Source organism: Limnohabitans sp., from assembly GCF_040400975.1.
In the GTDB taxonomy this organism is placed as follows: Bacteria; Pseudomonadota; Gammaproteobacteria; order Burkholderiales; family Burkholderiaceae_C; genus Limnohabitans_A.
The window spans coordinates 1-23,036 of the sequence record NZ_JBBAPF010000002.1; the positions used below are offsets into that span (position 1 = coordinate 1).

At 56.6% G+C, this 23,036-nt stretch carries 23 protein-coding genes and 2 pseudogenes; 9 read left to right on the top strand and 16 right to left on the bottom strand.

Going from position 1 to position 23,036, the window contains the following annotated elements; translation table 11 throughout:
• Nucleotides 1-444: pseudogene (locus tag ABWQ00_RS01920) on the bottom strand (hypothetical protein); the annotation flags it as partial.
• A gap of 411 nt (nucleotides 445-855) precedes the next feature.
• Between ABWQ00_RS01920 and ABWQ00_RS01925 the strand changes: the two are divergent.
• Genes ABWQ00_RS01925 through ABWQ00_RS01935 form a run of 3 tightly spaced genes read left to right on the top strand, consistent with a single transcriptional unit; the run spans nucleotide 856 to nucleotide 1,647 of the window.
• Nucleotides 856-1,134 carry a type II toxin-antitoxin system RelE/ParE family toxin gene (locus tag ABWQ00_RS01925; protein WP_353236983.1) on the top strand — a complete coding sequence of 93 codons (279 nt, stop codon included), beginning with the start codon at nucleotides 856-858 and terminating at the stop codon, nucleotides 1,132-1,134.
• Nucleotides 1,131-1,418: a helix-turn-helix domain-containing protein gene (locus ABWQ00_RS01930; RefSeq protein ID WP_090142105.1), complete on the top strand. Its 288-nt coding sequence runs from the start codon at nucleotides 1,131-1,133 to the stop codon at nucleotides 1,416-1,418. The genes ABWQ00_RS01925 and ABWQ00_RS01930 overlap by 4 nt, the downstream gene beginning before the upstream one ends.
• 25 nt (nucleotides 1,419-1,443) lie before the next feature.
• Nucleotides 1,444-1,647, top strand: a complete 204-nt coding sequence (locus tag ABWQ00_RS01935) for an AAA domain-containing protein (protein ID WP_353236984.1) — start codon at nucleotides 1,444-1,446, stop codon at nucleotides 1,645-1,647.
• 41 nt (nucleotides 1,648-1,688) lie between these two features.
• On the opposite strand, the gene ABWQ00_RS01940 is transcribed toward ABWQ00_RS01935, so the two are convergent.
• Nucleotides 1,689-3,557, bottom strand: coding sequence for a nuclease-related domain-containing DEAD/DEAH box helicase (locus ABWQ00_RS01940; RefSeq protein ID WP_353236985.1), 1,869 nt, complete (start codon nucleotides 3,555-3,557; stop codon nucleotides 1,689-1,691).
• Between the two features lie 168 nt (nucleotides 3,558-3,725).
• The gene (locus tag ABWQ00_RS01945; protein ID WP_353236986.1) at nucleotides 3,726-4,775 is read right to left on the bottom strand and encodes a hypothetical protein; all 1,050 of its coding nucleotides are present in this window, start codon (nucleotides 4,773-4,775) and stop codon (nucleotides 3,726-3,728) included.
• A 230-nt stretch (nucleotides 4,776-5,005) separates the two neighbouring features.
• Here ABWQ00_RS01945 and ABWQ00_RS01950 point away from each other — a divergent pair, with 230 nt between their 5' ends.
• Entirely contained in the window at nucleotides 5,006-5,362 is a 357-nt protein-coding gene (locus tag ABWQ00_RS01950) for an AAA domain-containing protein (RefSeq protein WP_353237209.1), read from the top strand.
• 16 nt (nucleotides 5,363-5,378) lie between these two features.
• Here the strand turns inward: ABWQ00_RS01950 and ABWQ00_RS01955 are convergent, their stop codons facing one another.
• From ABWQ00_RS01955 to ABWQ00_RS01975, 5 genes and pseudogenes are all read right to left on the bottom strand, one after another.
• Nucleotides 5,379-6,257 (bottom strand): FRG domain-containing protein, encoded by an 879-nt coding sequence (locus ABWQ00_RS01955; RefSeq protein ID WP_353236987.1) that lies wholly within the window; start codon nucleotides 6,255-6,257, stop codon nucleotides 5,379-5,381.
• Nucleotides 6,257-9,061 carry a DNA methyltransferase gene (locus ABWQ00_RS01960; protein WP_353236988.1) on the bottom strand — a complete coding sequence of 935 codons (2,805 nt, stop codon included), beginning with the start codon at nucleotides 9,059-9,061 and terminating at the stop codon, nucleotides 6,257-6,259. The genes ABWQ00_RS01955 and ABWQ00_RS01960 overlap by 1 nt, the downstream gene beginning before the upstream one ends.
• 161 nt (nucleotides 9,062-9,222) lie before the next feature.
• Complete coding sequence (locus tag ABWQ00_RS01965; protein ID WP_089954755.1) at nucleotides 9,223-9,546, bottom strand: helix-turn-helix domain-containing transcriptional regulator; 324 nt, start codon at nucleotides 9,544-9,546, stop codon at nucleotides 9,223-9,225.
• Nucleotides 9,543-9,896 carry a type II toxin-antitoxin system RelE/ParE family toxin gene (locus ABWQ00_RS01970; protein WP_353236989.1) on the bottom strand — a complete coding sequence of 118 codons (354 nt, stop codon included), beginning with the start codon at nucleotides 9,894-9,896 and terminating at the stop codon, nucleotides 9,543-9,545. Before ABWQ00_RS01970 ends, ABWQ00_RS01965 begins: the two co-directional genes overlap by 4 nt.
• A gap of 281 nt (nucleotides 9,897-10,177) precedes the next feature.
• Nucleotides 10,178-11,002 (bottom strand): annotated as a pseudogene (locus ABWQ00_RS01975) (arginase family protein); the annotation flags it as partial.
• Nucleotides 11,003-11,123: 121 nt separating this feature from the next.
• On the opposite strand from ABWQ00_RS01975, the gene ABWQ00_RS01980 reads away from it, so the two are divergent.
• Entirely contained in the window at nucleotides 11,124-11,381 is a 258-nt protein-coding gene (locus tag ABWQ00_RS01980; RefSeq protein ID WP_353236990.1) for a type II toxin-antitoxin system Phd/YefM family antitoxin, read from the top strand.
• An 11-nt stretch (nucleotides 11,382-11,392) separates the two neighbouring features.
• Nucleotides 11,393-11,794, top strand: coding sequence for a type II toxin-antitoxin system VapC family toxin (locus ABWQ00_RS01985; RefSeq protein WP_353236991.1), 402 nt, complete (start codon nucleotides 11,393-11,395; stop codon nucleotides 11,792-11,794).
• A gap of 32 nt (nucleotides 11,795-11,826) precedes the next feature.
• Here the strand turns inward: ABWQ00_RS01985 and ABWQ00_RS01990 are convergent, their stop codons facing one another.
• From ABWQ00_RS01990 to ABWQ00_RS02025, 8 genes are all read right to left on the bottom strand, one after another.
• Entirely contained in the window at nucleotides 11,827-12,669 is an 843-nt protein-coding gene (locus ABWQ00_RS01990) for an enoyl-CoA hydratase-related protein (RefSeq protein WP_353236992.1), read from the bottom strand.
• The gene (gene dinB, locus ABWQ00_RS01995; protein ID WP_353237210.1) at nucleotides 12,635-13,882 is read right to left on the bottom strand and encodes a DNA polymerase IV; all 1,248 of its coding nucleotides are present in this window, start codon (nucleotides 13,880-13,882) and stop codon (nucleotides 12,635-12,637) included. The genes ABWQ00_RS01990 and dinB overlap by 35 nt, the downstream gene beginning before the upstream one ends.
• A 92-nt stretch (nucleotides 13,883-13,974) precedes the next feature.
• The gene (locus ABWQ00_RS02000; protein ID WP_353236993.1) at nucleotides 13,975-15,129 is read right to left on the bottom strand and encodes an alpha-hydroxy acid oxidase; all 1,155 of its coding nucleotides are present in this window, start codon (nucleotides 15,127-15,129) and stop codon (nucleotides 13,975-13,977) included.
• 153 nt (nucleotides 15,130-15,282) lie between these two features.
• Complete coding sequence (locus tag ABWQ00_RS02005) at nucleotides 15,283-16,104, bottom strand: NAD-dependent epimerase/dehydratase family protein (RefSeq protein WP_353236994.1); 822 nt, start codon at nucleotides 16,102-16,104, stop codon at nucleotides 15,283-15,285.
• A 14-nt stretch (nucleotides 16,105-16,118) separates the two neighbouring features.
• Nucleotides 16,119-16,883 carry an HpcH/HpaI aldolase family protein gene (locus ABWQ00_RS02010; RefSeq protein ID WP_353236995.1) on the bottom strand — a complete coding sequence of 255 codons (765 nt, stop codon included), beginning with the start codon at nucleotides 16,881-16,883 and terminating at the stop codon, nucleotides 16,119-16,121.
• A 31-nt stretch (nucleotides 16,884-16,914) separates the two neighbouring features.
• Nucleotides 16,915-17,799: a 2-hydroxy-3-oxopropionate reductase gene (locus ABWQ00_RS02015; protein ID WP_353236996.1), complete on the bottom strand. Its 885-nt coding sequence runs from the start codon at nucleotides 17,797-17,799 to the stop codon at nucleotides 16,915-16,917.
• Between the two features lie 32 nt (nucleotides 17,800-17,831).
• Nucleotides 17,832-19,181, bottom strand: coding sequence for a glucarate dehydratase (gene gudD, locus ABWQ00_RS02020; protein ID WP_502908056.1), 1,350 nt, complete (start codon nucleotides 19,179-19,181; stop codon nucleotides 17,832-17,834).
• 84 nt (nucleotides 19,182-19,265) lie between these two features.
• Entirely contained in the window at nucleotides 19,266-19,985 is a 720-nt protein-coding gene (locus ABWQ00_RS02025; protein WP_353236997.1) for a FadR/GntR family transcriptional regulator, read from the bottom strand.
• A 232-nt stretch (nucleotides 19,986-20,217) separates the two neighbouring features.
• Here ABWQ00_RS02025 and ABWQ00_RS02030 point away from each other — a divergent pair, with 232 nt between their 5' ends.
• From ABWQ00_RS02030 to ABWQ00_RS02040, 3 genes are all read left to right on the top strand, one after another.
• Nucleotides 20,218-21,135, top strand: a complete 918-nt coding sequence (locus ABWQ00_RS02030) for a TRAP transporter substrate-binding protein (protein WP_353236998.1) — start codon at nucleotides 20,218-20,220, stop codon at nucleotides 21,133-21,135.
• A gap of 87 nt (nucleotides 21,136-21,222) precedes the next feature.
• Nucleotides 21,223-21,753, top strand: coding sequence for a TRAP transporter small permease (locus tag ABWQ00_RS02035; protein WP_353236999.1), 531 nt, complete (start codon nucleotides 21,223-21,225; stop codon nucleotides 21,751-21,753).
• Complete coding sequence (locus ABWQ00_RS02040) at nucleotides 21,753-23,036, top strand: TRAP transporter large permease (protein WP_353237000.1); 1,284 nt, start codon at nucleotides 21,753-21,755, stop codon at nucleotides 23,034-23,036. The genes ABWQ00_RS02035 and ABWQ00_RS02040 overlap by 1 nt, the downstream gene beginning before the upstream one ends.

The following is a 23,036-nucleotide window of genomic DNA, read 5'->3' on the forward strand; positions in this document are numbered from 1 at the left end:
GCCTTCGAACAGTTGCACCTTGTTCAAGCTCAAAGCCAAGACTTGGTAACGCTCAACCGATTGCAAAAATTGTCGCAAAGCTTGGGTGTGAAAGCTGTCGGCCACCACCGCCAAGTCGGCCACCGGTCTGGGCAACACGTAGATGCGGAAAAAATCAGTCGCCCCCATCACCACCAGCCCGTCGAGCGTGTGCTCCCAAAAGGCGTGGTCGTTTTCCAAAGCCTCAAATGGCGCAATGAGGGCGCGCAGTGCATCGGGCGCTTGGTGGTGCAGAGATGTCTTCAGTGCGCCAACCAGATGGCGAAAACGGATCGGGTCTTGCTGGTTATCGGGGTGACTGCGGTGGGTGCCCATGTACAGAGACAGACAGGGCCGGGCGTGCAACCCAACAAGTTCCTCCAGGCTGGCGCTGGTCAGCTTGAGCGGGGTGTGACGAGCTTGCATGCAAATTCCTATTTGTTGGCGTTGACACCATGACGGCGGGACCTGGCCCCATGGGCAGTGCGCTGACAGTGCCGCAGAGTACGGCACCTGGGGCCTGGCCTCAAGCCAAGGTTTGCATGCAGTCTGCGTTGTCAGCCCTCCAAAGTCTGTACTTCAGCGAACGGTCTAGCGCAATGCCCGCGCTGTGGGTGCGTGTGTCGTGGTGCGCATGAGATGGGCAAACAGACGTGAATCGGGCATTGCCATTGCGGAGGTTGTCACGCTAAGCTAATGCATAAAAAATGACTGCATGCTGACACGGCATGGATAAAGCGAGACCTAGGGGAGCTGCATGAAAAAGCCAAAGATAGCAAAAAGGCTATACTCGAACTCCAGTGGACTGTGACCCTGCATCCACTGGCAGAGCGTGAATTGCAGACCATCCCCGCCGACATGCAAGCCCGGTTTTTGCACATCGGTGAAATGCTGGAAGAGCTAGGACCGCAGCGTGTGGGCTTGCCGCACATACGGCCATTGGAAAGCAAGCTGTGGGAAATGCGCATGACGGGCCGCGATGGCATTGCCCGTGCCGTTTACGCCGCCGTTCAGGGGCGCACTTTGCTGGTGCTGCATGTGTTTGTGAAAAAGACACAGACCACACCACGAAGCGCGATTGAAACCGCATTGAAACGCCTGGAGGAATCGACGTGAAAAGCCTGAAAGACGTGAAAGCCCAACTGCTGGCCAACCCCGCCGTTCGCCAAGCCTATGACGCACAAGCACCGGAGTTTGAGCTGGCCCGTGAACTGATTGCAGCGCGTATGAAAGCGGGCCTGACGCAAGGCGATGTGGCCGCGCGAATGGGCACGACTCAAAGCGTGGTGGCACGCATCGAAAGTGGCAGGGGCACGCCATCCATGCGAACAGTCCAACGCTTTGCCAGCGCCGTGGGAGCGCGTGCCGTGGTGCGCATGGAGCCTTTGACGGCTGCGTGACCAGCTGCTGCAACGCAGGCGCAGCGTGGGCACCGTCGATTCGTTTCAGGGCCAAGAGCGCGACATCATTGCCATCACCTTGACGCGCAGCAACCCCCAAGGCGAGATCGGCTTCCTGTCTGACATCCGCCGCATGAATGTGGGCATGCCCCGCGCCCTGCGCAAGCCATTATCGGTGGGCGATTCCGCCACGCTTTGTTGCAGTTTGTGCTGGAATCTAGTGAATTGAACGTTCTTCCTGAACGCTGATGCCTGCATCAATAACTTGATTTATATCTCACTAGCAAGATGTTCCTTGAAGAAGGAGCAGAACCTGCTCGCAGAAGAGTCAAATATCACTAAATTCCTTCGAGTGCGTGTAATCCCTGTGTAAACCATCTCCGCATCATCTTCAGGCGCAATAATGCAAAACACAGTTTGGGCCTCGAGCCCTTTGAAGCTATGGGTTGTAGATAGCTTGATGAGGCCAGAATTCTGCATAAAGAATGCCTTCTTTCGCCGCCTGATCGTTTTGATCCCTTCTTGAAACTGCAGTGAGCCTCTCTCGGCAATTCCTGAAAGTAAATCAAGTTCCGACGCGTCTTCAAACATGACTTTTGTTTTTTCAGTCTGTTTCAGCGCCTCATTCAATGGCATAAGCCATTCGACTTTTGAACTAACGATAGCGATGTCGTTTGGATGGAGCTGGAATTTACTGATGTACCGTTGAATCTTCTGGATGATGCTTACTGGGTCGAATGCCTTGCCATAGGTTTCGTATATCAGAAGGTCTAGATTCATGCTGGTCTGGGTAGACTTTTCTTCGACAAAATCTAAGTCTGGGTACTTCTCGATAAGATGCCTCCTCTGGAAGCGATTGAACAACTGGAGTAGTGGCGAGTCGCCATCGGAGCGATAGGATTTTTTAAGTTTGATCCAACTACCGAAACCAAGAACGATCGGGGATTCGCGGCTGTCATTTGATCGGTTGTAGATGTTTTGAGACTGATCGCCGAACATCACCATCTCGCCATCGTCAGCTAAGAAGAAATCACGAACTAGCTTAATCCAGTCGGGTAAGTAATCCTGAACTTCGTCGATAAGAATCGTTCGGTACTTTTCGGTTTCGACGCCAGCAAACAGACTCTTCATGCCGTATACAAAGTCTAGGTCGGCACGTCGGGAATCGGAGAGATTTTCAAGTTTTGAGGACAGCTCGATACCGCAGTTGTTCAACTGGCTACTGATAAAGGCGTGGTAGTTGATTATTTCGTAGCGATCTTGATCGCCGCCGCGAAGGCGACTAATTGTGTCCCGAATGTAGTGACGCAGAGTGATGTTGTAAGTCAGTATCAGGACCTGGCCCTGATGGCGCTTGTGGGCATTGATTGCCCGTTGCGCAAGGACGGTAGTTTTGCCGCAGCCTGCCACTCCTTTGACCTTTGCAAAGCCTGGCTGGCTTTCGGTAAGAGCCAGCTGCTTTGCGTCGAATGGTAATACGATTCCTTGTTGCTGGGTATGCACGGGGGGGCGCAGTCTTCGCTCAAAATCCTCTTGAATTTCAGGGGTGAACAGAATGCTCGCATTTAATTTGTCGAGCAAACGAATTTTCCTGATGAGATTATCTACACCCCATGACATAGCCAGGTCACGGTCCAACTTGTAGCGTGCGCGGTCGCACCAATCCATTTGTTTGTCATATTGCATTTGTCCAATATGCAGTCTATCTTTATTTAGCTTCAGGACCCGGTCACGAACCTCATCAAGTGCAGTGCTGTATAGGAACTTGAGCTGATCTCGGGTTGCACAGTGGAAGTAAACACCGACCGTGATTAGTTTGTAGAAGTTACGATTATTGAGGTGTTGAAGTCCAAGAACTGGGAGGTGCAAGTTGAAAAGATTTTCCTTGTAACGGAACGCCTGTTGCTGTGGCGAGCGAATTACCTTGTCATCATAGAACCATCGACTATTGATGTCGACCCGATGATTATTAAGATTCCAATCTTTGACTTCAATAATCAATGCGCCGCACCCAGGTTTAAGCACGATGATGTCGGGCCGATCGCCGTCGAGGTATGGGTTAAAGTAAATATCGTAAGAGTCATCGAGCATGTCCTTTAAGACCATGAGCAAATGACGTTCGCCGTCGGTGGGTGGCACTGTCAGTCTGTTAATGTTTGCAAGATCAGGATAAATTTTTGCCATTGCTCAGAAGTTACAGAATGCGGTTGTGGACGTTGAACTTACCCAAGTGCTAATAATGTTCATACTTGTGGCGAAATCACAAAGATTTTTTCAATCTTAGGATCATCGATACCATTTTTGCTTTCAAACGGAACCGGTTTCAAAAGAGAAACTTGGCGGCAAAGAGTAAAGTTGATCGTAGAAGTTTGGTCTTGAAATTTTGGACTGAAAATTCTGACTTACAGCATCATCACCGTAGTACTTGAGCAAGTTGCCGTACATGACAGGCAGTACTTCGGTGATGAATCGAACAACTAGCTCGTCAGGCATGCTGAGCAAAACCATCTCGAGATCTCTAGCCTGCATCTTGTCTCTCTCATCGAACTCAATGAATGGTGGGTCAATTTCAATATGCGCTAATGTCAGCAATCCGGTCACAAGCCAGCCTAGCTGTTTACTGGCTGCGAGTAATGCCAAAAAGCTTGGAAAGCTGAGCGGCAAATTTTTGTGGATGCGGTAGAAAGACACCACCAGTTCGTGCAACCGTGCCTCAACCTCATGCCTTTCAAGAATGTATTTGAGGTGAGGGAGCATCGCGTTCGACCGGGCTGATTCGGTAAACAGTTGGTCATCTGACCAAGTTACAAAACGGCTGTAGCTAGTGATGTGCTCCTCTTTGTGCTGTAGCAAGTGGATGTGCTCGTGCGAGATCATTGAAGCTGCGTTCAGCTGTTTTTTAGCAACCCTTCCGGTCTTGATAACTATCTCGTATTCATCTTTTCGTAAAGGCGCGAAGAAGCCAAGTGAAGTCGCTGCTTGTGGGCCCATACGAATAAGCCTAAGCGTACTTGCCAAAAATATCGCCCCCAACGCAATCCACATTAGTGCTTTACTGCCAATTCCCTTGCTTCCAACATAGCGCTTCAAATTCGCAATGTCATCAGGCATAAGATTTTTAATGGTTGTCGACAGTGAATCTTCGTCTTCAGCACCTTCCGCGATCCGCTTCGTCATGACCACGTTATGAATATGCTCACCGATACCACGGACCCTAATTGTGGTGAATTCGCCCGTCAGGCCTTTACCACTCAGTGGCTTTGGCGGAAACTCGCCAAAGTCTTTTCTCAGCTGTCTTTCTGATGTGGTCACTTCAGCCGAATAAAAGTGACGAAGAAGTAGGTTGAGAAATCTCATAGAGCGTAGTTAAAGGTGTGGTGTGATCTGTATTGTTTGTTGAGCCTTGCAACTGTAAGCGAGTCCAGTTCTGAATGGGTGTTTTAACTGCATCAGGTAAACGACAACACCAACAAACGCCCATGCACTACTTTCGTTCGACCAAAAGGTGAATTTTGGCTGTTCCCGAAAGCCGACCAACGGCCAACCCCGAAAAAGCCCACTTGCTGCTGTAGCGACTGGCGCAGCTGCTGGCCCAACTGTCGGAACCAGGCGAACCCGCCGAACCAGACCAGCGCCCGCTGACCATTGGCGTGATCGCGCCGTACCGCGCCCAAATCAACTATTTAAAAGACGCCATCGAAGACAGCGCCGTGCTGAACGACCTGCTGCTGCAACGCAGGCTCAGCGTGGGCACCGTCGATTCGTTTCAGGGCCAAGAGCGCGACATCATTGCCATCACCTTGACGCGCAGCAACCCCCAAGGCGAGATCGGCTTCCTGTCCGACATACGCCGCATGAACGTGGGCATGACCTGCGCTCGGCGCAAGTTGCTGCTGGTGGGTGATTCGTCCACGCTTTGCAGGCATGTGCCGCTGGGACAATGAAAGATAGATGCCAACATCATTGATCAAACGGTTCAAGATTCTTGGCGACTTCGAGCCATGAATACTTCATTGACTCGCTGATTCCTTCAAGTCCCGGAAATAAGCGCTTTGCCGTTGTCCCTGCCTGTACAAGTTGCTTGACTACCTTGTAATAGCTATCCTTTTCGTTATCAAAGACAAATTCGACCCAGGGCGTGTTGTGTGGTTTTATGGTCTTCACCGGAACAAGATTCTTTTGCAGCCAATCTTCGATATCCAAGTCGATGCGGCTCGGCACCATAAACAAGCCGTCTTGGGCCTCCTGCCTTGGATTGAGTTTGGTGCCGTCAAAGAAGCCCACAAAATCAACAGCTGCGGCTTCGGTGCCAATTCCATATTCCTCTGTTTTGGGGTTGAAAGGCGGGGCTTTGTTTGCATACTGCGGTAGCTTTTCGCGTGCTGCTTTTGCTCGTCCACGAACACTATCTAAGTGGAGCGCGTGAATGCTGTACGGCCCCTGACCCTTGCCGGATTCACGCAAAGCAAAATAGAGTGCAGTAGCTGGATTGAATGTGAAGTCCAATAGCCGCGTAGGGCTTCCGTAATGCTGCATCAACGCCAGCCACGTAAGCTTATCGCTTGCGTCGGGAAGATGACCAAGATGAATGTGCGCAGCTCCGCGAAATCGATTAATCAGAGAGCGCTCTCTGGGATACCGACTTGAAGAGCGGATCGCTTTGCCTTGATGATTTCGAAGGAAACGATCAAGGCTTGATTCCAGCTTCCAGTTATTGGGTCCATCGTCAGCGAAGCGCGAGTGGCCTCGGTAAACCCAGCTCCGTATTCCCATTTGCTCGACTTGCTTGAAGTAGTCGTGTGCATCTTCACAGTGAATTTTCTTGGTCAATATGCTCATCATCTTTCTGTGGCTTTGGATTTAGGTGTTTTCTTGGCTGCTGGCACAGGCAGCAAGCTGGTGATGCGCTGGTACAGCTCGAACAGGAAGGCCACGCGTTCGGCGTCGGAGGTGTAGGACTTTTTGCCGCCGCTGGGTTGGTATGCGGCGTCTACGGCGGTGTCTAGTTTTTGGTGTGCCTTGAGCAGGGCCGGGGGCATGGTCAGCGGGTCGTAGAGGTCGGCCAGTGACGAGCTTGTGAATTGGGCACGGGCGTCGAGCACGCATTGGGCGGCTTGTTCGATGGCGGTGCGGTGTTTGTCGCTGAGTGGCTCGCCAGCGAAGCCGGGCCAGGGGTAGTTGTTGTAGACGATGGTGTTGGAGTAGCTGTATCGACTTTCCAAACGACCACAAGTCTGTCGCATCCAAGCGTTGTGCATCGTGCTGGTGAGCACTCCAAAGGTGAACAGTGAGGCGTCGTCGACAAAGAAAATTTTGTCGCCGCAGATGACGTCACTGTCCAGATAGCCGATGGGGATGAATTGGCGGCGTTCGGAAGAAACCTTTGGAATCGCCAAATAGCGTTTTGATTTGGGTTGGCGAATTTCACCGAACAGGGTTGGTGTGCTGGCCAATGCCACGGTTGCGGCTTTGGTGCTCGCTTCGCGCATGGCGCGTACACCTTCAACACGCTTGAGAACATGGGGCATGGCGCGAAGTTCCGCTGGTGGGATGTTGACCAGCCACAAACACCAACGGCCAATGTTGTTGATGAATTCATCGCCCATCAAATACGGGCGAATCCATTTGGCTGCTTTGGGTTCAACAGCGAGGAGCGCTTCTTTTTCTGCATCGCTCATCAACAAGTTACCGCCATCCACTGGGGAGCTGCCTCTTGTCATTTGTGATGATGTGAAAAGTGGTGAACGCTGCTTTTCTAAGAAAACTGTCGGGGCATCTACGAGATACGGGTTGATGTTTTTCACCGGGACGGCAAGCGGTAGTCCCTTGATGTCTTCGTATTCGTAAATGGTTTTGACGGCTTGGTCTTCGGCGCCAAAACCCACGATTACGCAATGCACGGCAGCATTGCCTTTGGCTTCATTGCTCCACTGGAACGTGCGGTGGGCAAAGTGGATGTGCATGCCGAGGCGCTGCATCTCGCCCCAAAGCACGGCCACGTGTTCGCCTTGAGTGATGCTGTTGGTCGAGACAAACGCAGCATGCGTTTGACTCCCTTGGCAATACCTTGCGGCCAAGATGTACCAGCCACAAACAAAATCCAAAACTCCCGCGCCGTGTATGCCGTGCATCACGGCAGCCAGATCTTCTTTTTGGTCTTTGCTTTGGTAGCTGTATCCCAAGAACGGCGGATTGCCCAACACATAACTGCACCGCTCCGCAGGCAGCACCTCGTTCCAGTCCAGCCGCAGCGCGTTGGCGTGGCGTATTTGCGGTGAGCTTTTGAGCGGGATGCGGGCAAAGTACAGGCCAAACTCCACGCTCACGCGCAGGTTCATTTGGTGGTCCACCAGCCACAGGGCCACTTGGGCAATTTGCGCCGGAAACTCTTCGATCTCGATGCCAAAGAATTGGTCCACGTTCACGCCGATCAGGCCGTGCACGTCCACCGTCAGCTGACCTTTGTGGGCGCTCAGTTCGTGGTCGGCCCGCAGCACCTTCAGCTCCAGCTCGCGCAGTTCGCGGTAGCTGATGACCAAGAAATTGCCGCACCCACAGGCCGGGTCAAAAAACGTTTGCTGGCGCAGCTTTTTGTGAAACTCAAAGAGCTTGTTGCGGTGGCCTTTCACCCTCTCAAACTCGGCGTGCAGTTCGTCCAGAAACAGGGGCTTGATCAGCTTGAGGATGTTGGCCTCAGACGTGTAGTGCGCGCCCAGGTTGCGGCGGGCCTTCTCGTCCATGATGCTTTGGAACAGGCTGCCAAAAATCGCTGGGCTGATGGCCGACCAGTCGAGCGCGCAGGCGTCCAGCAGGGCTTCGCGCATGGCGGTGCTGAAGTCGGCCATGGGCAGGGTTTCTTCAAACAGGCGGCCGTTGATGTAGGCAAACTGGCCCAGCTGTTCGTCGATGTTTTTGCTGCGCTGGCTTTCGTGTGTGTTGAGCACCTGAAACAGTTGCCCCAGGCGCGGCCCCAGGTCCGAGCCGTCGGGCGCGGTGCGTTCTTCGACAAAGTCTCTGAACGATTGCGCGGGCTGAAAGATGCCCGTGTCGTCGGCAAACAAACAAAACAGCAGGCGCACCAGCAGCACCTCGAGCGCGTGGCCGCTGTAGCCGCTGGCTTTCAGGGCGTCGTGCAGGCGGCCCATGCGTTCGGCGGCCTTGATGTTGACCGGGTCTTCCGAACGTATGTCTTGCACCTTGTAGCCCGCCAGCAGGCCAAAGAGCTTGACGTGTTTGTGCAGGTGCTTGAGCTCAAACTCGACCGTCTCGTGGGTCTTGCCTGAGGCCAGTCGGCACACCCGAAAGCGGGCAAAGTCGCACACCACCACCAGCTGGGGCAGGTCGCGCTCGGGCAGGTTGTGCAGGTAGCCCAGGGCTTGGTCTAAAGCGTCGTCTAAGTCTTCGCCGCGAGACTTGTGCTCGACCAGCAGCATGCCGGGCCAAAACAGGTCCATGAAGCCCCGCTGGCCGCCCAGCTTTTTGACGTAAAGCTCAAAGGTGGCAACGCGTTTGTTGGTGATGCCAAAGATTTCAAAGAAGTCGATCCAAAAGGGCTTGGCCTGGCTGTCTTCGTTGCAGGCGTCGGCCCAGGTTTTGCTGAAAAGCAATGCCCTGGATTTGATTTCGTTCCAATTAAGACCCATTTGGTGCTCACAAAGTGAGCTTGGATGTTAATGGAAAGTTCTCTGTTTTTTGGCTTGAAGAGTGCGGAGGGTGTAACTAAAGGGTCTGTGGCGGGGGGCTGGATCAAAGGCGGCCAGTTGGACACTGGCCTGCGGAGTGCTTATCAGGTCATTTTTTGGGTTTAAGCCAACTCGACCACGCGGACATCGAAAGTCACTTTGAGCCAATTTCTGATGGCGTCGAAGATGGCAGCCAGGTTGTCCATGCTGGGATTGCCTTTGGGTGAAAGCATGCGGTGCAGGCTCTTGCTGGGTTTTTGTGTCAGTTCGGCCAAGCCTTCAAACCCCACCGTGGCGTTGACCAAATCGCGCAGGATCAATCGCGCCGAATCGGGCTCACCGCTCAAAAACAGCGTGGCCGCTTCGTCGAGCAATGCTTTGGCAAAAGCCGGATCACGCTGCACGCGTTCGACTACGGTTTGCCTGAAATCACGCGTCAAGGTCATGTTGACTTTCCTTTTTTGTTGACTGCCAAGGCCTTCTTTCTGGCTTTGTATTCATCATGCAGGACGACCGCCTGATCAATTGCCTTTTGCTGGTCTTTCTTGGTGCTGCCACCGAACAAAATGATCAAGGCATCACCTTCTTTGGCCAGATAGATCCGGAACCCCGGACCCCAATCGATCTTGTATTCACCAATACCTCTGAACCACTCCAAGTTGGAGGTGTTCCCCAATTCCAGGCGGGCCTTGGCGACAGTGACTTTGGCCGCCGCTTGTGCATCCAATCCGTTGAACCACTTTTGGTAAGGGTTGCTGCCATCCTCCCGGACGTATTCTTCGAGCCGGCGCTTCATGGCTCAATGGTAACACTTGTGTTACTTAACTTGGTCATCATCTGTGCCTCCCTTTTTTTCCAGTCAGTTTAGGAAGCGTTGGGCGTGGTGACAAGCGTTGAAATTTATGAGTCGATACAAAAGAGGGTTTAGCTAATCAGCTCACATGGAAATTGGCTTCATTGGCGCGATGGCACTGCAAGACCCAAGGAGAATCTGAACGCCAGTTCAGCTGCCCAGCCCTTCGAGCACATTCACCGTGTTCACGCCCAAATCTGCCGCAGCGTAGCCACCTCGGTTTGTATGGCGGTTTGCAGCGTTGCCCACCATGCTTCAAACCCGGTGTCGCGTGGCAGGGGCAGGTTCAGGTTGAAGCCCTCAGCAGCCCCCGCGCCGCGCTCGTCGGCATGGCCCAAAAAGAAGGGGTACTCGGTGCGCGGATCGCCGTGGATGGACGCGGTGAACACGTCGCTGCGCTCATAAAAGATGGTTTGCGTGCCGTTGCCGTGGTGGTAGTCCACATCCAGCACGGCAACGCGCTGCAGCCCGCCGTCGCGCAGGGCCTGCGCGGCCACGGCGGCGTTGTTGATGAAGCAATAACCGCCCATGTAGTTGGGGCCTGCATGGTGGCCCGGTGGGCGGGTCAGGGCCATGGCAAAACGCTCGCCACCCAGCACCGCTTGCGCGGCGGCCAACGCACAGGCCGCGCCCTCGCGGGCGGCAGACCAACTGCCTGCCATCAAGGGCGTGCCCGAGTCAAACGCGTATTGCCCCAGCCTCGCCGCAAAGTTGAGCGGCGGCACATCGGTGCGAAAGCCGTGCCGGGCGGCCAGCGGCCAGACCGAGGGCAGTGCGTCCACCGCCGCATTGGCCGGGTCCAGCGCCACCCAGTCGCGCCAAGCATGGGCCAAGAAGTCCAGATAGTCGGCGCTGTGCACTTGGCGCAAGGCGGCGTCCAGTGGCAGGTCGGCTGCGGGCTGCACCAAGGTGCCCACAGGCCGCCGTGCCAGTTCGTCCAGCACATGCTGTAAGCGCTGCGGCACCTCGTGGCAATCAACCAAGCGGCCCCGGAACATTTCCTGGCGGCCTGCGTGCTCGGCGTGGCGGGTGTTGTGGAAGATTTTCATGGGTTTGAGACTTGTTTGGACTCCAGTGTGCCAGTGCCCAAGGATGGCCAACCGCTGTTTGCCTTGACAGGGGTACAAAATATGAGCAGACTAGATGGCTGACTAGTTTAAGGGGGCTGAGATGCATACATGGCCAGTACAAGACGCGAAAGCGCGGTTCAGTGAGTTTTTGGATGCGTGTCTGGTCGAGGGGCCGCAAATGGTCACCCGGCGCGGCACTGAGGCCGCCGTGCTGGTGCCCGTGCAGGAGTGGCGGCGCATGCAGTCGGCAGCTCGGCCATCGCTCAAGCAACTTTTGCTCTCAGACCAAGCCCGCACCGACTTGATCGTACTGCCGCGAGGTCAAGCCAAACGTCGACCAGTGGAGCCGATGCTGTGACGCAGCGCTATATGCTGGACACCAACGTGGTGTCTGAGTTGCGCAGGCCCCGTCCGCATGGGAGTGTTCTGGCTTGGCTGGAATCGCTGGATGACGCTCAGCTTTACGTGTCGGCGGTCACGCTGGGGGAAATCCAAGCGGGCATTGAGCTGACCCGAGAACAAGACCCAGCCAAGGCCCAGCAAATTGAAGACTGGCTGGCCTTGGTGGCAGGCGCGTACAACGTCTTACCCATGGACGCCGCAGCCTTCACGGCTTGGGCAAAGTTGATGCACCGAAAGTCAGACACGCTCTACGAAGACGCCATGATTGCCGCCACGGCGAAAGTGCATGGACTGACTGTGGCAACAAGGAATGTGGCGGACTTTCAGGCGCTGGGGTTTGAGGTTTTCAATCCGTTTGCCCCGTTGTAATCCAATTCTTTGCACGGGGCTTGGCTAAGCCCTCAACCAAATTCCCGAAACCCCTTGAGCGCTGGCAGCGGCGCAAACTTGGCTTCGCGTTTTTGTTGCATGGCGCTGATGGCTTCGCGCACATTGGCGTTGCTCCAGATCGCGCCTTGCAGCCAGCCCATGTGGCGCAGGCTGTCTTCGGTGCTGTGGTCGCGGGCGTAGTGCAGCACTTGCTTGGTGCCCCAGATGGCCACGGGCGGTTTGCTGGCGATCTCTTTGGCCGCTTGCAGGGCGGCGGCCACGGTGGCTTCGTGGATGGGCAGCACCTCGTTCACCAGGCCGTGGGCCAGCGCTTTGTCGGCGCTCAGGCGGCGGCCTGTGTAGGCCAGTTCTTTGACGAGCGCCATGGGCAGCAACTTGGGCAGGCGTTGCAAGGTGCCCACGTCGGCCACCATGCCGATGTTGATTTCCTGGATGCAGAAGAACGCATCGGCCGAGGCATAACGCATGCAGCAGGCGGTCACCATGTCCACCGCGCCGCCAATGCAGCCGCCGTGAATGGCCGCGATCACCGGGATGCGCAGTTCTTCGAGCAGGGTGAAGGTGTGCTGCATGTCGGTCAGCAGGTCGTACACGGCCGCGCGGCCTTCGGCGCTGCTGTCGTCCATCTGGATGGCGCTGCCAAAGGTTTGCAGGTCCATGCCCGCGCTGAAATGTTTGCCCGTGCTCGAGATCACCAGCGCCCGGGCGGTGCCTGCTTTGTGGATGTCGGTCAGCACCTCGTGCAGCTCGCGCCAAAAGGTGGGGTGCATGGTGTTCATCGCCTCGGGGCGGTTCATCACCAGGTGGGCAACGTGGCCCTCAGTCGTCAAAGAAAAGCAGCTCAGTTTGTCCATGGTCATTCACTTGGGGTGGTGGGTTGGCAGATGCTTCACTGTAAGAGGCCAAAGGTGCAGGCGCTGTCCCCGCTTTGACCAGCGACCCTACCCGTACGCCCAGCAGCCGTATGCGGCGTGACAGGTCAACGCGTTTGAGGCACTGTCCCGCGATTTGCCGAATTTGTTTGGCATCGGCGGTGTATTCGGTCAGGGTCTGGTCGCGTGTCACGGCCTGGAAGTTGTCGTACCGCAGCTTGATGCCGATGGTTTTGCCTTCGTAGCCTTTGCGTTGCAGATCGGCCGCCACCTGCTGGCACAGCCGGGTGAACACAGCACCCAACTCGGCGCGGTCGCGTACCGCGTGCAGGTCGCGCTCAAAGGTGGTTTCGCGGCTCATGCTCACGGGTTCGCTCTCAGTTTCCACCGGACGGTCATCACGCCCCCAAGCCGCTTCGTGAAGCCATGCGCCATAGCTTTTGCCAAAGTTTTCAATCAGCCAAGGCAGCTCACGCGCCGCCAAATCGCCAATCGTGTGGATGCCAAAGCCCTTGAGCTTTTCATCGGCCTTGGGGCCCACACCGTTGATCTTGCGGCAGGCCAGCGGCCAGATGTGGGTTTGCAGGTCGGCCTCGTGCACGATGGATATGCCATTGGGTTTGTTGAACTCGCTGGCCATTTTGGCGATCAGCTTGTTGGGCGCCACGCCTACCGAGCAGGTGAGCCCAGTGGCTTCAAAAATGCTTTTCTGGATCAGCCGGGCCAGCACGCGCCCGCCTTCACGCTGGCCGCCGGGCACCTCGGTGAAGTCGATGTAGACCTCGTCCACGCCCCGGTCCTGCATGACCGGGGCGATGTCGGTGATGGTGCTTTTGAAGGTGCGCGAAAAGTGCCTGTAGCGCTCAAAGTCCACCGGCAACAAGATGGCCTGTGGGCACAGCTTGGCAGCTTTCATCAAGCCCATGGCCGAGCCAATGCCGAACTGCCGCGCCGCATAGGTGGCGGTGGTGATCACGCCGCGCCCGGTGTAGCCCTCAATGCGCGGAAAAAAGTCCACCGGAATGCGGTCCAGCCGTTCGACAAACGTCTCTTCGGTCCACTCGCCATCGGGGTAGGCCGCTTGGAGCTTGCCCAGCAGGTCGTCTTCTTTTCGCCTGCCGCCGCCAATGACCACGGGCAGGCCCTTGAGCTGCGGGTAGCGCAGCAACTCGCAAGACGCGTAAAACGCGTCCATGTCGAGGTGGGCAATGCGGCGCACGGGGTGAGCAATAGGGGCGGTGGTCACCCAGCAAGCATAGCGTGGGTGACAGGCCCTGAAGCCCTCATTCAAGCCTTCGGAAAGGTGCCCGGCAGCAAGATGTTGGTGTTGACGTTCTGGATGTTGGTGTGGCCGCAAAAGGCCATCGTCACGTCCAACTCTTTGTGGATGATTTGCAGGGCCTTGGTCACGCCTTCTTCGCCCATGGCGCCCAGACCATAGGCCATGGCGCGGCCAATCATCGTGCCTTTTGCCCCCAGTGCCCAGGCTTTCAAAACGTCTTGGCCGCTGCGAATGCCGCCGTCCATCCAGACTTCAATCTGATTGCCCACTGCCGCCACGATGGCTGGCAGGGCTTCGATGCTGCTGGGTGCGCCGTCGAGTTGGCGGCCGCCGTGGTTGCTGACCACAATCGCGTCGGCACCGCTGGCCACGGCCAACTTGGCGTCTTCCACGTCCATGATGCCCTTCAAGATCAGCTTGCCGCCCCATTGCTTTTTGACCCAGGCGATGTCTTCCCAGTTCAGCGTCGGGTCAAACTGCTCGTTGGTCCACGAGGCCAGCGACTTCATGTTGCTCACGGCTTTGACGTGGCCCACCAGGTTGCCAAAGGTGTGGCGTTTGGTGCCGGCCATGCCCAGGCACCAGCGCGGCTTGGTCATCAGGTTGATGATGTTGGCGATGGTGGGGCGGGGGGGCGCGGTCAGGCCGTTTTTCAGGTCTTTGTGGCGTTGGCCGATCACCTGCAAGTCGAGTGTGAGCACCATGGCGCTCACGTTGGCGGCTTTGCAGCGGTCGATCATGCGGGCCATGGCCTCGCGGTCGCGCATCATATAAAGCTGAAACCAAAACGGCGCTTGGGTGTGCGCTGCGATGTCTTCAATCGAGCAGATGCTCATGGTCGACAAGGTGAAGGGGATGCCGAACTTCTTTGCCGCCATGGCCGCGTGCATTTCGCCGTCGGCGTGCTGCATGCCCGTGAGACCCACGGGGGCGATGCACACGGGCATCTTGGTGTCGATGCCGACCATTTGGGTGGCGGTGGTGCGGTTTTCCATGTTCACAGCCACGCGCTGGCGCAGCTTGATCTTGTGGAAGTCGCTTTCGTTGGCGCGGTAAGTACCCTCGGTCCAGGAGCCGCTGTCGGCGTAGTCATAAAACATGCGCGGCACGCGCTTTTCGGCCAGAACGCGCAGGTCTTCGATGTTGGTGATAACGGGCATTTTTGTCTCCTGCTGGGGGTAGAGCGATTTTTGAAAGTCGCCCATCGTAGCCGCAGGCCTTGCCGGTCGCTGTGAAACTTGAGACAGCCCCTTTGAAATTTATTGTGGGGCTACTGGGTATTCGCCCCCCAGAGCAGGCTGGGGGGCGTGTGCTTAACCGTGTGGCGTGGCCTTGACGAAGGCTCCGCCTTGGTAAATGGCGGCTGGATCATGCTGGTCGATGGTTTGCTGGCGGGCTTCGACGACAGGGCGGAATACATCGGACGAATCCAGCGGCCGGTAACCGATGTGTTTGGCGTGCGTGTTGTCCCACCATGTGGTCTGGTTGTCCGACATGCCATAGATGATGCTGTGCCCGACGATGGGGGCCGTGAGGGCGGCCACCACCAAGCGCTCCAGGTCGTCGTAGCTGAGGTAGGTGGCCAGCATGCGGCGGTCGCGCGGCTCTGTAAACGACGAGCCAATGCGCAGGCTCACGGTTTCGATGCCCCAACGGTCCCAATACAGCTGGGCCAGGTCTTCGCCAAACGCTTTGGACAGGCCATAAAAGCCATCGGGCTTGGGAGGCATGCGGGTGTTGACGACTTCATCCTGCCTGTAAAAACCCGTCACATGATTGGAGCTGGCAAACACGATGCGCTTGACGCCTTTCAGGCGTGCGGCTTCGTACAGGTTGACCATGCCCACGATGTTGCCCGCCAAAATCGGGTCCCAAGGCTGCTCGGTCGAGACGCCGCCCATGTGCACCACGGCGTTCACGCCGTCGAGCAAGGCCATCATCTGGTCCTTGTCTTCCAAGGCGGCGAGTTGGACTTCCTCTCCGGCTGTTGCAGGGTCGAGCTCACGGCGGTGGCTGACGCGCAGCACATCGCAGTAGGCTCTCAGGCGAGGGCGCAACACTTGCCCTAAGTTGCCGCCCGCGCCCGTGAGCAACAAGCGGGGGAATCGGATGACGGAAGCGGGGGTGTTTAGCATGTTTTGTGTCCTGTTCAGGATTTGAATCGGCCAGCCAAGGCCGCGGCGCTGTCGCGCAGCACGTTTTGGTCGGCACCCACAGCCACAAACAGGCAGCCTTGCTCGACATAGTGTTTGGCCAGGGCTTCGTCGCCCGTCAAGATGCCCGCCGCTTTGCCGCAGGCGCGGATGCGTGCGATGGACTCGTCAATGACCTTGAGCACCTCGGGGTGCTTGGGGTTGCCCAAGTGCCCCAAAGCCGCCGACAAGTCGCCGGGGCCGATGAACACGCCGTCCACGCCGTCCACGTTGGCAATGGCTTCGATGTTTTGCAGGCCCAGCACGGTTTCGACCTGCAGCAAGACGCAGATTTCTTCACTGCTGTGCTGGGCATAGCCCTTCACCCGGCCATAGTGGCTGGCGCGGGGCGCACCTGCATAACCGCGCACGCCGTGGGGCGGGTAACGGGTGTAGGAAACCGCTTGTTGGGCTTCTTCTTCGTTCTGGATGTAGGGCACCAACAGGGTTTGCACGCCGACATCGAGCAAGCGCTTGAAGGTCACCATGTCGTTCCACGGTGGGCGCACTATTGGCGTGGTGGGGCTGCCTTTCATGGCTTGCAATTGCGCCACAATTTCCGTGAGGTCGTTCGGGGAGTGCTCCATGTCCAGCAGCAGCCAGTCAAAACCGCAATGCGCCAAAATTTCGGTGCTGATGTTGCTGCACAGGTGCGACCACAGGCCAATTTGCTTTTGGCCGGACTGGATGGCGTGTTTGAAATGGTTGATGGGCATGTCCATAGTGTTTTTCTCTTTAGAGGAATGGGGATGTTCAGTTGCCTGCAACCTGGAAATTGGCCGCGATCTCCAGTGCACGCACGATGCCGGAGTGGTCCCAAGCTGCGCCGCCGTGCGCCACGCAGGTGTTCATCAGTTGCTGAGCGTTGGCCGTGTTGGGCAGGCTCAGGCCCATGGCCTTGGCGCCTTCCAACGCCAGGTTCAGGTCTTTCTGGTGCAACTCGATGCGGAAGCCCGGGTTGAAGGTGCGCTTGATCATGCGCTCGCCATGCAACTCCAAAATGCGGCTGGTGGCCAAGCCCCCCATCAGGGCTTGGCGCACTTTGGCCGGGTCGGCACCGGCTTTGGCCGCGAAGAGCAGGGCTTCGCCCACGGCCTCGATGTTGAGCGCCACGATGATCTGGTTGGCCACTTTGCAGGTCTGGCCGCTGCCGTTGTCACCGATCAGGGTGATGTTCTTGCCCATCAGCGCAAACAGCGGCTGCACCTTGTTGAAGGTCGACTCGCTGCCGCCGACCATGATGGTCAGGCTGGCGGCTTTGGCACCGACTTCGCCGCCGGACACCGGGGCATCCAGATACTCGCAGCCCAGTGCGTTGATCTTGGCTGCGAATGCTTTGGTGGCAATGGGCGAGATGGAGCTCATGTCCACCACGGTCTTGCCTGTGCTGAGGCCTTTGGCCACACCTTGCTCGCCAAACAGCACGCCTTCTACATGCGGGGTGTCGGGCACCATGGTGAAAATGATGTCGGCTTTTCGTGCAACTTCGGTCGGGCTGGCGCAGGCTTTGGCGCCTTGTTCGAGCACGGCAGCAGGCACGCCGCTGCGCGAAAAAGCAAAGACTTCGTGGCCGCCCGCGAGCAAGTGGCCGGCCATGGGCACGCCCATGATGCCCAAGCCAATGAATCCGAGTTTCATGGTGTTTCCTTTGAGGTGAATCGCCCGGGTGCTCAGCGCACCATGCAAGGCATTTTGTTGTTGAATTTCCAACCGGGGATCAGGTATTGCATGGCGATGGCGTCATCACGTGCACCCAGGCCGTGTTGTTGGTAGAGCTGGTTCGCTTGTATCACCGCGTCCATGTCCACCTCGATGCCCAAGCCGGGTTTGGCGGGCACATCGACGTAACCGTCCTTGATTTGCAGCGGGTCTTTGGTGAGGAACTGGCCGTCTTGCCAAATCCAGTGCGTGTCAATCGCCGTTACTTTGCCGGGTGCTGCCGCAGCGCACTGGGTGAACATCGCCAGAGAAATGTCGAAATGGTTGTTGGAGTGCGAGCCCCAAGTCAAGTCGTACATCTGACACAACTGCGCCACGCGCACCGAGCCTTGCAGCGTCCAGAAATGCGGGTCGGCCAGCGGGATGTCGACCGACTGCAGTTGGATGCTGTGGGCCATCTCGCGCCAGTCGGTGGCCACCATGTTGGTTGCCGTCAGCAAGCCCGTGGCGCGTCGGAATTCAGCCATGACCTCGCGGCCCGAGAACACGCCTTCGGCTCCGCAGGGGTCTTCGGCATAGGCCATGGTGCTGCGGTGGTCGCGCAAGAGGCGAATGGCGTCCTTGAGCAACCAGCCGCCGTTGGGGTCGAGGGTGATGCGCGCCTTGGGAAAGCGTTCATGCAAAGCCACGATGGCTTCGACTTCTTCTTCACCACGCAACACGCCACCCTTGAGTTTGAAGTCCTGAAAGCCGTAACGGGCCTGCGCCGCTTCGGCCAGGCGCACCACAGCCTCGGCGGTCATGGCTTTTTCGTGGCGCAGGCGCAGCCAGTCGTCGGCCTGGTCTGGCTCGCTCTTGTACGCGAGGTCTGTTTGGTTGCGGTCACCCACATAAAACAGATAGCCCAGCATTTGCACACGCGTGCGCTGCTGGCCTTGGCCCAGCAGGGCGCACACGGGCACGTTCAGGTGCTGGCCCAGCAAATCCAGCAGGGCGCTTTCGACGGCGGTGACGGCATGGATGGTGATCCGCAGGTCAAAGGTTTGCTGGCCCCGGCCGCCGCTGTCGCGGTCGGCAAATTGCTGGCGCATGGCATTGAGCAGGCGGTTGTAGTCCCCCACGGACTGCCCTTCGATCAGGGGGCGGGCGTCTTCGAGGGTCTGGCGGATTTTTTCGCCACCGGGCACTTCGCCCAGACCTGTGTGGCCCGATGAGTCGGTCAGGATGACGATGTTGCGGGTGAAAAACGGACCGTGCGCGCCGCTCAGGTTGAGCAGCATGCCGTCGTGGCCCGCCACGGGAATCACCTGCATGCGGGCAACAGTGGGTATGGTGTGGGGCTTGACCATCGTATGACGCATCCAAGAGTTCAGTCAGATGACATCATACAACTTGCTTTGCATTCAATAGGGTGGGTTTACCCTGAATGATCCTTTTGGAGACGTTCACTTGGCATTGATTTCTCCCATGCGCAGACGTTCGCGGCTGTTCGACAGGTGTGTTCTGGTGGCTGCTCGTGCTGCATCCACGTCCTGGTGCAGGATGGCGTTGAAAATGCTTTCATGTTCAAGATGAACACGCTGCAAGTAGGCTTGCCTTGCGGGTGTGAGGTCGTTAGATGGGCTCAGGCGTGATCGCGGAATCACCCGCTCACCGAGCAAGGCCATGAACTGGATGAAGTGGTTGTTCTGCGTGGCCAAAGCGATTTCTGTGTGGAACTGAAAGTCGGCCTGCACGGCATTTTGTCCCGCCTCAATGGAAGCTTTGAATGCGGTCAGTGCCAGCTGCATTTTGGCCAGATTCTCCTCCGTGCGGCGCGTCGCGGCCAGTGCCGCTGCTTCGGTTTCCAGGCCAATGCGCAACTCGAGCAGGGCAATCGTGTCCCGCAAAGTGCTGATTTGGTCGGGGTGCACCCTGAACAATCCGTTGTCTTCTGGCAGCAACGCAAAAGTGCCAATGCCATGCCGTGTTTCTGCCATGCCTGCCGCCTGCAAATGTGAAATGGCTTCACGAACAACGGTGCGGCTGACGCCGAATTCGTTCATGATGTCCATTTCTTTGGGCAGCTTGGTGCCGGGGGGGTATTCCTGATTGCGAATGCGTTGGCCGAGCGTGTCGGCCAGTTCGGCGGACAGGGTTCTGGTCTTGCGGCGGGGTTCAAGCATTGGGGTAAACCATGGGTGAGAAGACAGGAGGCAGTGCTAACATGGATGTACGACAACTGATGATGTGTTGAATTGAATGTAGCAGATTCAGCGCGATATTGGGCCAGTCGTTTCATTGATCAAACTTACCAACAAGATCTGGCGATACATCGCAGAGGAGACATGACAAATGATTGAACGCAGAATTTGGATTCAAACTGTTTTGGCCACGGCTTTATCGGCAGTGGCATGCATGGCCTCCGCACAAACGGTGCTCAAGGCAGCCGATGTGCACCCTCCAGGCTACCCGACGGTGGTGGCGGTAGAGAGCATGGCCAAGAAAATGGAGGCCGCCACCAACGGGCGCTTCAAGTTCCAGATGTTCCCTGGCAGTGTGCTTGGCGGTGAAAAAGAAATGATCGAGCAGACCCAGGTCGGTGCGATTCAAATATTGCGCACATCGCTGGGCCCGGTCGGTCCGGTGGTGCCAGAGGTGAACGTTTTCAACATGCCCTTTGTGTTCCGTGACATCCCGCACATGCGCGCCGTGATCGACGGCCCCATCGGTCAGGAATTGCTGGACAAAATTTCGGCCTCTTCCGCCAGGTTGGTGGGATTGGCTTGGATGGATGGCGGTTCACGCAGTCTTTACACCAAAAAACCGGTGCGCAAGCCTGAAGACCTGAAGGGCCAAAAAATCCGCATGATGGGTAACCCCTTGTTTGTCGACACCATGAATGCCATGGGTGGCAACGGCATCTCTATGGGTTTCGGCGAAGTGTTCTCTGCCATTCAAACGGGTGTGGTGGACGGTGCCGAGAACAATCCACCCAGCTTGTTGACGGCCAATCACTTCAAGGCTGGCGCCAAGTTCTATACGCAGACCAATCACCTGATCATTCCTGAAATCCTGGTCATGTCTAAAGTGACGTGGGACAAGCTCAGTGCGGCTGATCAGGCGCTGGTCAAAAGGCTCGGCCGTGAAGCGCAAATGGAACAACGTGTGCTGTGGGACAAGGCCGTGGAGGAGTCGGTTGTGAAGCTCCGGGCCGAAGGGGTGGAGTTCATCAACATCGACAACAAACCGTTTTTTGATGCCACAGCTCCGGTGCGTGCCAAATACGGTGCACCTTACGCCGACTTGATGCGGCGTATCGCTGCTGTCAGGTAAAGAGTACTTGGCCGCAACCCAGGACTGCTGGCCAAGTCATTTACAACAACCCTGGCACTTGCCGGGGTTGTTTGCATGAAGGACCTTATGAAAAATCTGTGTGTCAGGGTGTTGGACGCCGTGTACCTGGCGTGTATCTGGGTAGCAGGTGCAGCGATTGTGTGCATGTCCCTGATCATTCCCTGGGGCGTTTTTTCGCGCTATGTGTTGGGTACAGGATCTCAATGGCCTGAGCCCATTGCGATTTTGTTCATGATGATGTTCACCTTCATCGGCGGCGCAGCGGCATTTCGGGCCAATGCCCACATCGCTGTTTCCATGCTGACGGAGGTGATGCCACCCGTTTTGCGGCAGTTATCGGCTTGGGTGGTCGATGCTCTCATGTTGTTGGTCAGTGGTTTTGTGACCTGGTATGGCATCCGCCTGTGCATGAACACGATGGGTCAAAGCATCAGTGAGCTGAGCTGGCTGCCGGTGGGCGTGACGTACCTGGCGCTGCCTATCGGTTCGGCCATCACGTTTTTGTTTGTGCTGGAGCGCCGCATCATTGGCCCACAAGAGAGCCGTCATTTGATGCGTTATGAAGAAGACCAAGTCCAGACCGAGGGAGCGCACTGATGGATGCGTTTGTTTTGATCGGCAGTTTTTTTGGACTGATGTTGATCGGCGTGCCTATTGCCTATGCCTTGGGTTTGGCTGCCTTGATTGGCGCCTTGTGGATTGATATTCCACTGGACGCCGTGATGATCCAGATCGCCGCTGGCGTGAACAAATTTTCACTGCTGGCGATTCCGTTTTTTGTGTTGGCCGGAGCCATCATGGCCGAGGGGGGTATGGCCCGCCGACTGGTGGCGTTTGCCGGGGTCTTGGTGGGTTTTATTCGGGGCGGTTTGTCCTTGGTGAATATTTTGGCATCCACTTTTTTTGGAGCCATTTCGGGTTCAGCGGTGGCCGATACCGCTTCAGTTGGCACAGTGTTGATTCCGGAGATGGTTAAAAAAGGCTATCCGCGCCCATTTGCCGCTGCGGTCACCGTCAGTGGTTCGGTGCAGGCCATTTTGATTCCACCCAGTCACAACGCCGTTTTGTACTCGCTGGCGGCTGGGGGGTCGGTGTCGATTGCCGCCCTGTTCATGGCGGGCGTCTTGCCAGGTTTGCTGATGGGTCTGACTTTGGCTGTTTTGTGCCTGTACAAAGCCCACAAACATGGCTACCCCAAAGGTGAGGTCATCCCTCTGCGTCAGGCCCTGAAAATTTGTGCCGAAGCACTGTGGGGCCTCATGACCATGGTGATCATCTTGGGCGGCATTTTGTCGGGGGTGTTCACCGCCAATGAGTCTGCATCGATTGCGGTGGTCTGGGCGTTTTTTGTGACCATGTTCATCTACCGCGATTACAAGTGGCGCGACTTGCCTAAGCTGGTGCACCGCACCGTGAAGACCGTCACCATTGTGATGATCCTGATTGGTTTTGCCGCCGCATTTGGTTACATCATGACCTTGATGCAAATCCCGATGAAGGTGACGGCGCTCTTGACGGATCTGTCCGACAACAAATACGTGATTTTGGCCATGATCAATATTTTGTTGTTGGTCTTGGGCACCTTGATGGACATGTCACCCTTGATCTTGATCTTGACGCCGATCTTGCTGCCTGTGGTCAAACTTTTGGGTGTTGATCCGGTGCACTTCGGCATGATCATGATGGTCAATTTGGGGATCGGTCTGATCACGCCACCGGTAGGTGCTGTTTTGTTTGTCGGCAGTGCGGTGGCCAAATTGCGCATCGGTGAAGTGACCAAAGCCATGATGCCGTTTTTTGGGGCACTGTTTGTGGTGCTCCTGATGGTGACTTATTTGCCTTGGTTGTCCTTGTGGTTGCCACGCACCATGGGCTTGTGA

What these genes read in the sequence shown, in the direction of transcription:
- ABWQ00_RS01945 (WP_353236986.1), bottom strand. Translation starts at nt 4,775, where the DNA reads ATGAGATTTCTCAACCTACTTCTTCGTCACTTTTATTCGGCTGAAGTG.
- ABWQ00_RS01955 (WP_353236987.1), bottom strand. Translation starts at nt 6,257, where the DNA reads ATGAGCATATTGACCAAGAAAATTCACTGTGAAGATGCACACGACTAC.
- ABWQ00_RS01960 (WP_353236988.1), bottom strand. Translation starts at nt 9,061, where the DNA reads ATGGGTCTTAATTGGAACGAAATCAAATCCAGGGCATTGCTTTTCAGC.
- ABWQ00_RS01965 (WP_089954755.1), bottom strand. Translation starts at nt 9,546, where the DNA reads ATGACCTTGACGCGTGATTTCAGGCAAACCGTAGTCGAACGCGTGCAG.
- ABWQ00_RS01970 (WP_353236989.1), bottom strand. Translation starts at nt 9,896, where the DNA reads ATGAAGCGCCGGCTCGAAGAATACGTCCGGGAGGATGGCAGCAACCCT.
- ABWQ00_RS01980 (WP_353236990.1), top strand. Translation starts at nt 11,124, where the DNA reads ATGCATACATGGCCAGTACAAGACGCGAAAGCGCGGTTCAGTGAGTTT.
- ABWQ00_RS01985 (WP_353236991.1), top strand. Translation starts at nt 11,393, where the DNA reads ATGCTGGACACCAACGTGGTGTCTGAGTTGCGCAGGCCCCGTCCGCAT.
- ABWQ00_RS01990 (WP_353236992.1), bottom strand. Translation starts at nt 12,669, where the DNA reads ATGGACAAACTGAGCTGCTTTTCTTTGACGACTGAGGGCCACGTTGCC.
- dinB (WP_353237210.1), bottom strand. Translation starts at nt 13,882, where the DNA reads ATGGACGCGTTTTACGCGTCTTGCGAGTTGCTGCGCTACCCGCAGCTC.
- ABWQ00_RS02000 (WP_353236993.1), bottom strand. Translation starts at nt 15,129, where the DNA reads ATGCCCGTTATCACCAACATCGAAGACCTGCGCGTTCTGGCCGAAAAG.
- ABWQ00_RS02005 (WP_353236994.1), bottom strand. Translation starts at nt 16,104, where the DNA reads ATGCTAAACACCCCCGCTTCCGTCATCCGATTCCCCCGCTTGTTGCTC.
- ABWQ00_RS02010 (WP_353236995.1), bottom strand. Translation starts at nt 16,883, where the DNA reads ATGGACATGCCCATCAACCATTTCAAACACGCCATCCAGTCCGGCCAA.
- ABWQ00_RS02015 (WP_353236996.1), bottom strand. Translation starts at nt 17,799, where the DNA reads ATGAAACTCGGATTCATTGGCTTGGGCATCATGGGCGTGCCCATGGCC.
- gudD (WP_502908056.1), bottom strand. Translation starts at nt 19,181, where the DNA reads ATGCGTCATACGATGGTCAAGCCCCACACCATACCCACTGTTGCCCGC.
- ABWQ00_RS02025 (WP_353236997.1), bottom strand. Translation starts at nt 19,985, where the DNA reads ATGCTTGAACCCCGCCGCAAGACCAGAACCCTGTCCGCCGAACTGGCC.
- ABWQ00_RS02030 (WP_353236998.1), top strand. Translation starts at nt 20,218, where the DNA reads ATGGCCTCCGCACAAACGGTGCTCAAGGCAGCCGATGTGCACCCTCCA.
- ABWQ00_RS02035 (WP_353236999.1), top strand. Translation starts at nt 21,223, where the DNA reads ATGAAAAATCTGTGTGTCAGGGTGTTGGACGCCGTGTACCTGGCGTGT.
- ABWQ00_RS02040 (WP_353237000.1), top strand. Translation starts at nt 21,753, where the DNA reads ATGGATGCGTTTGTTTTGATCGGCAGTTTTTTTGGACTGATGTTGATC.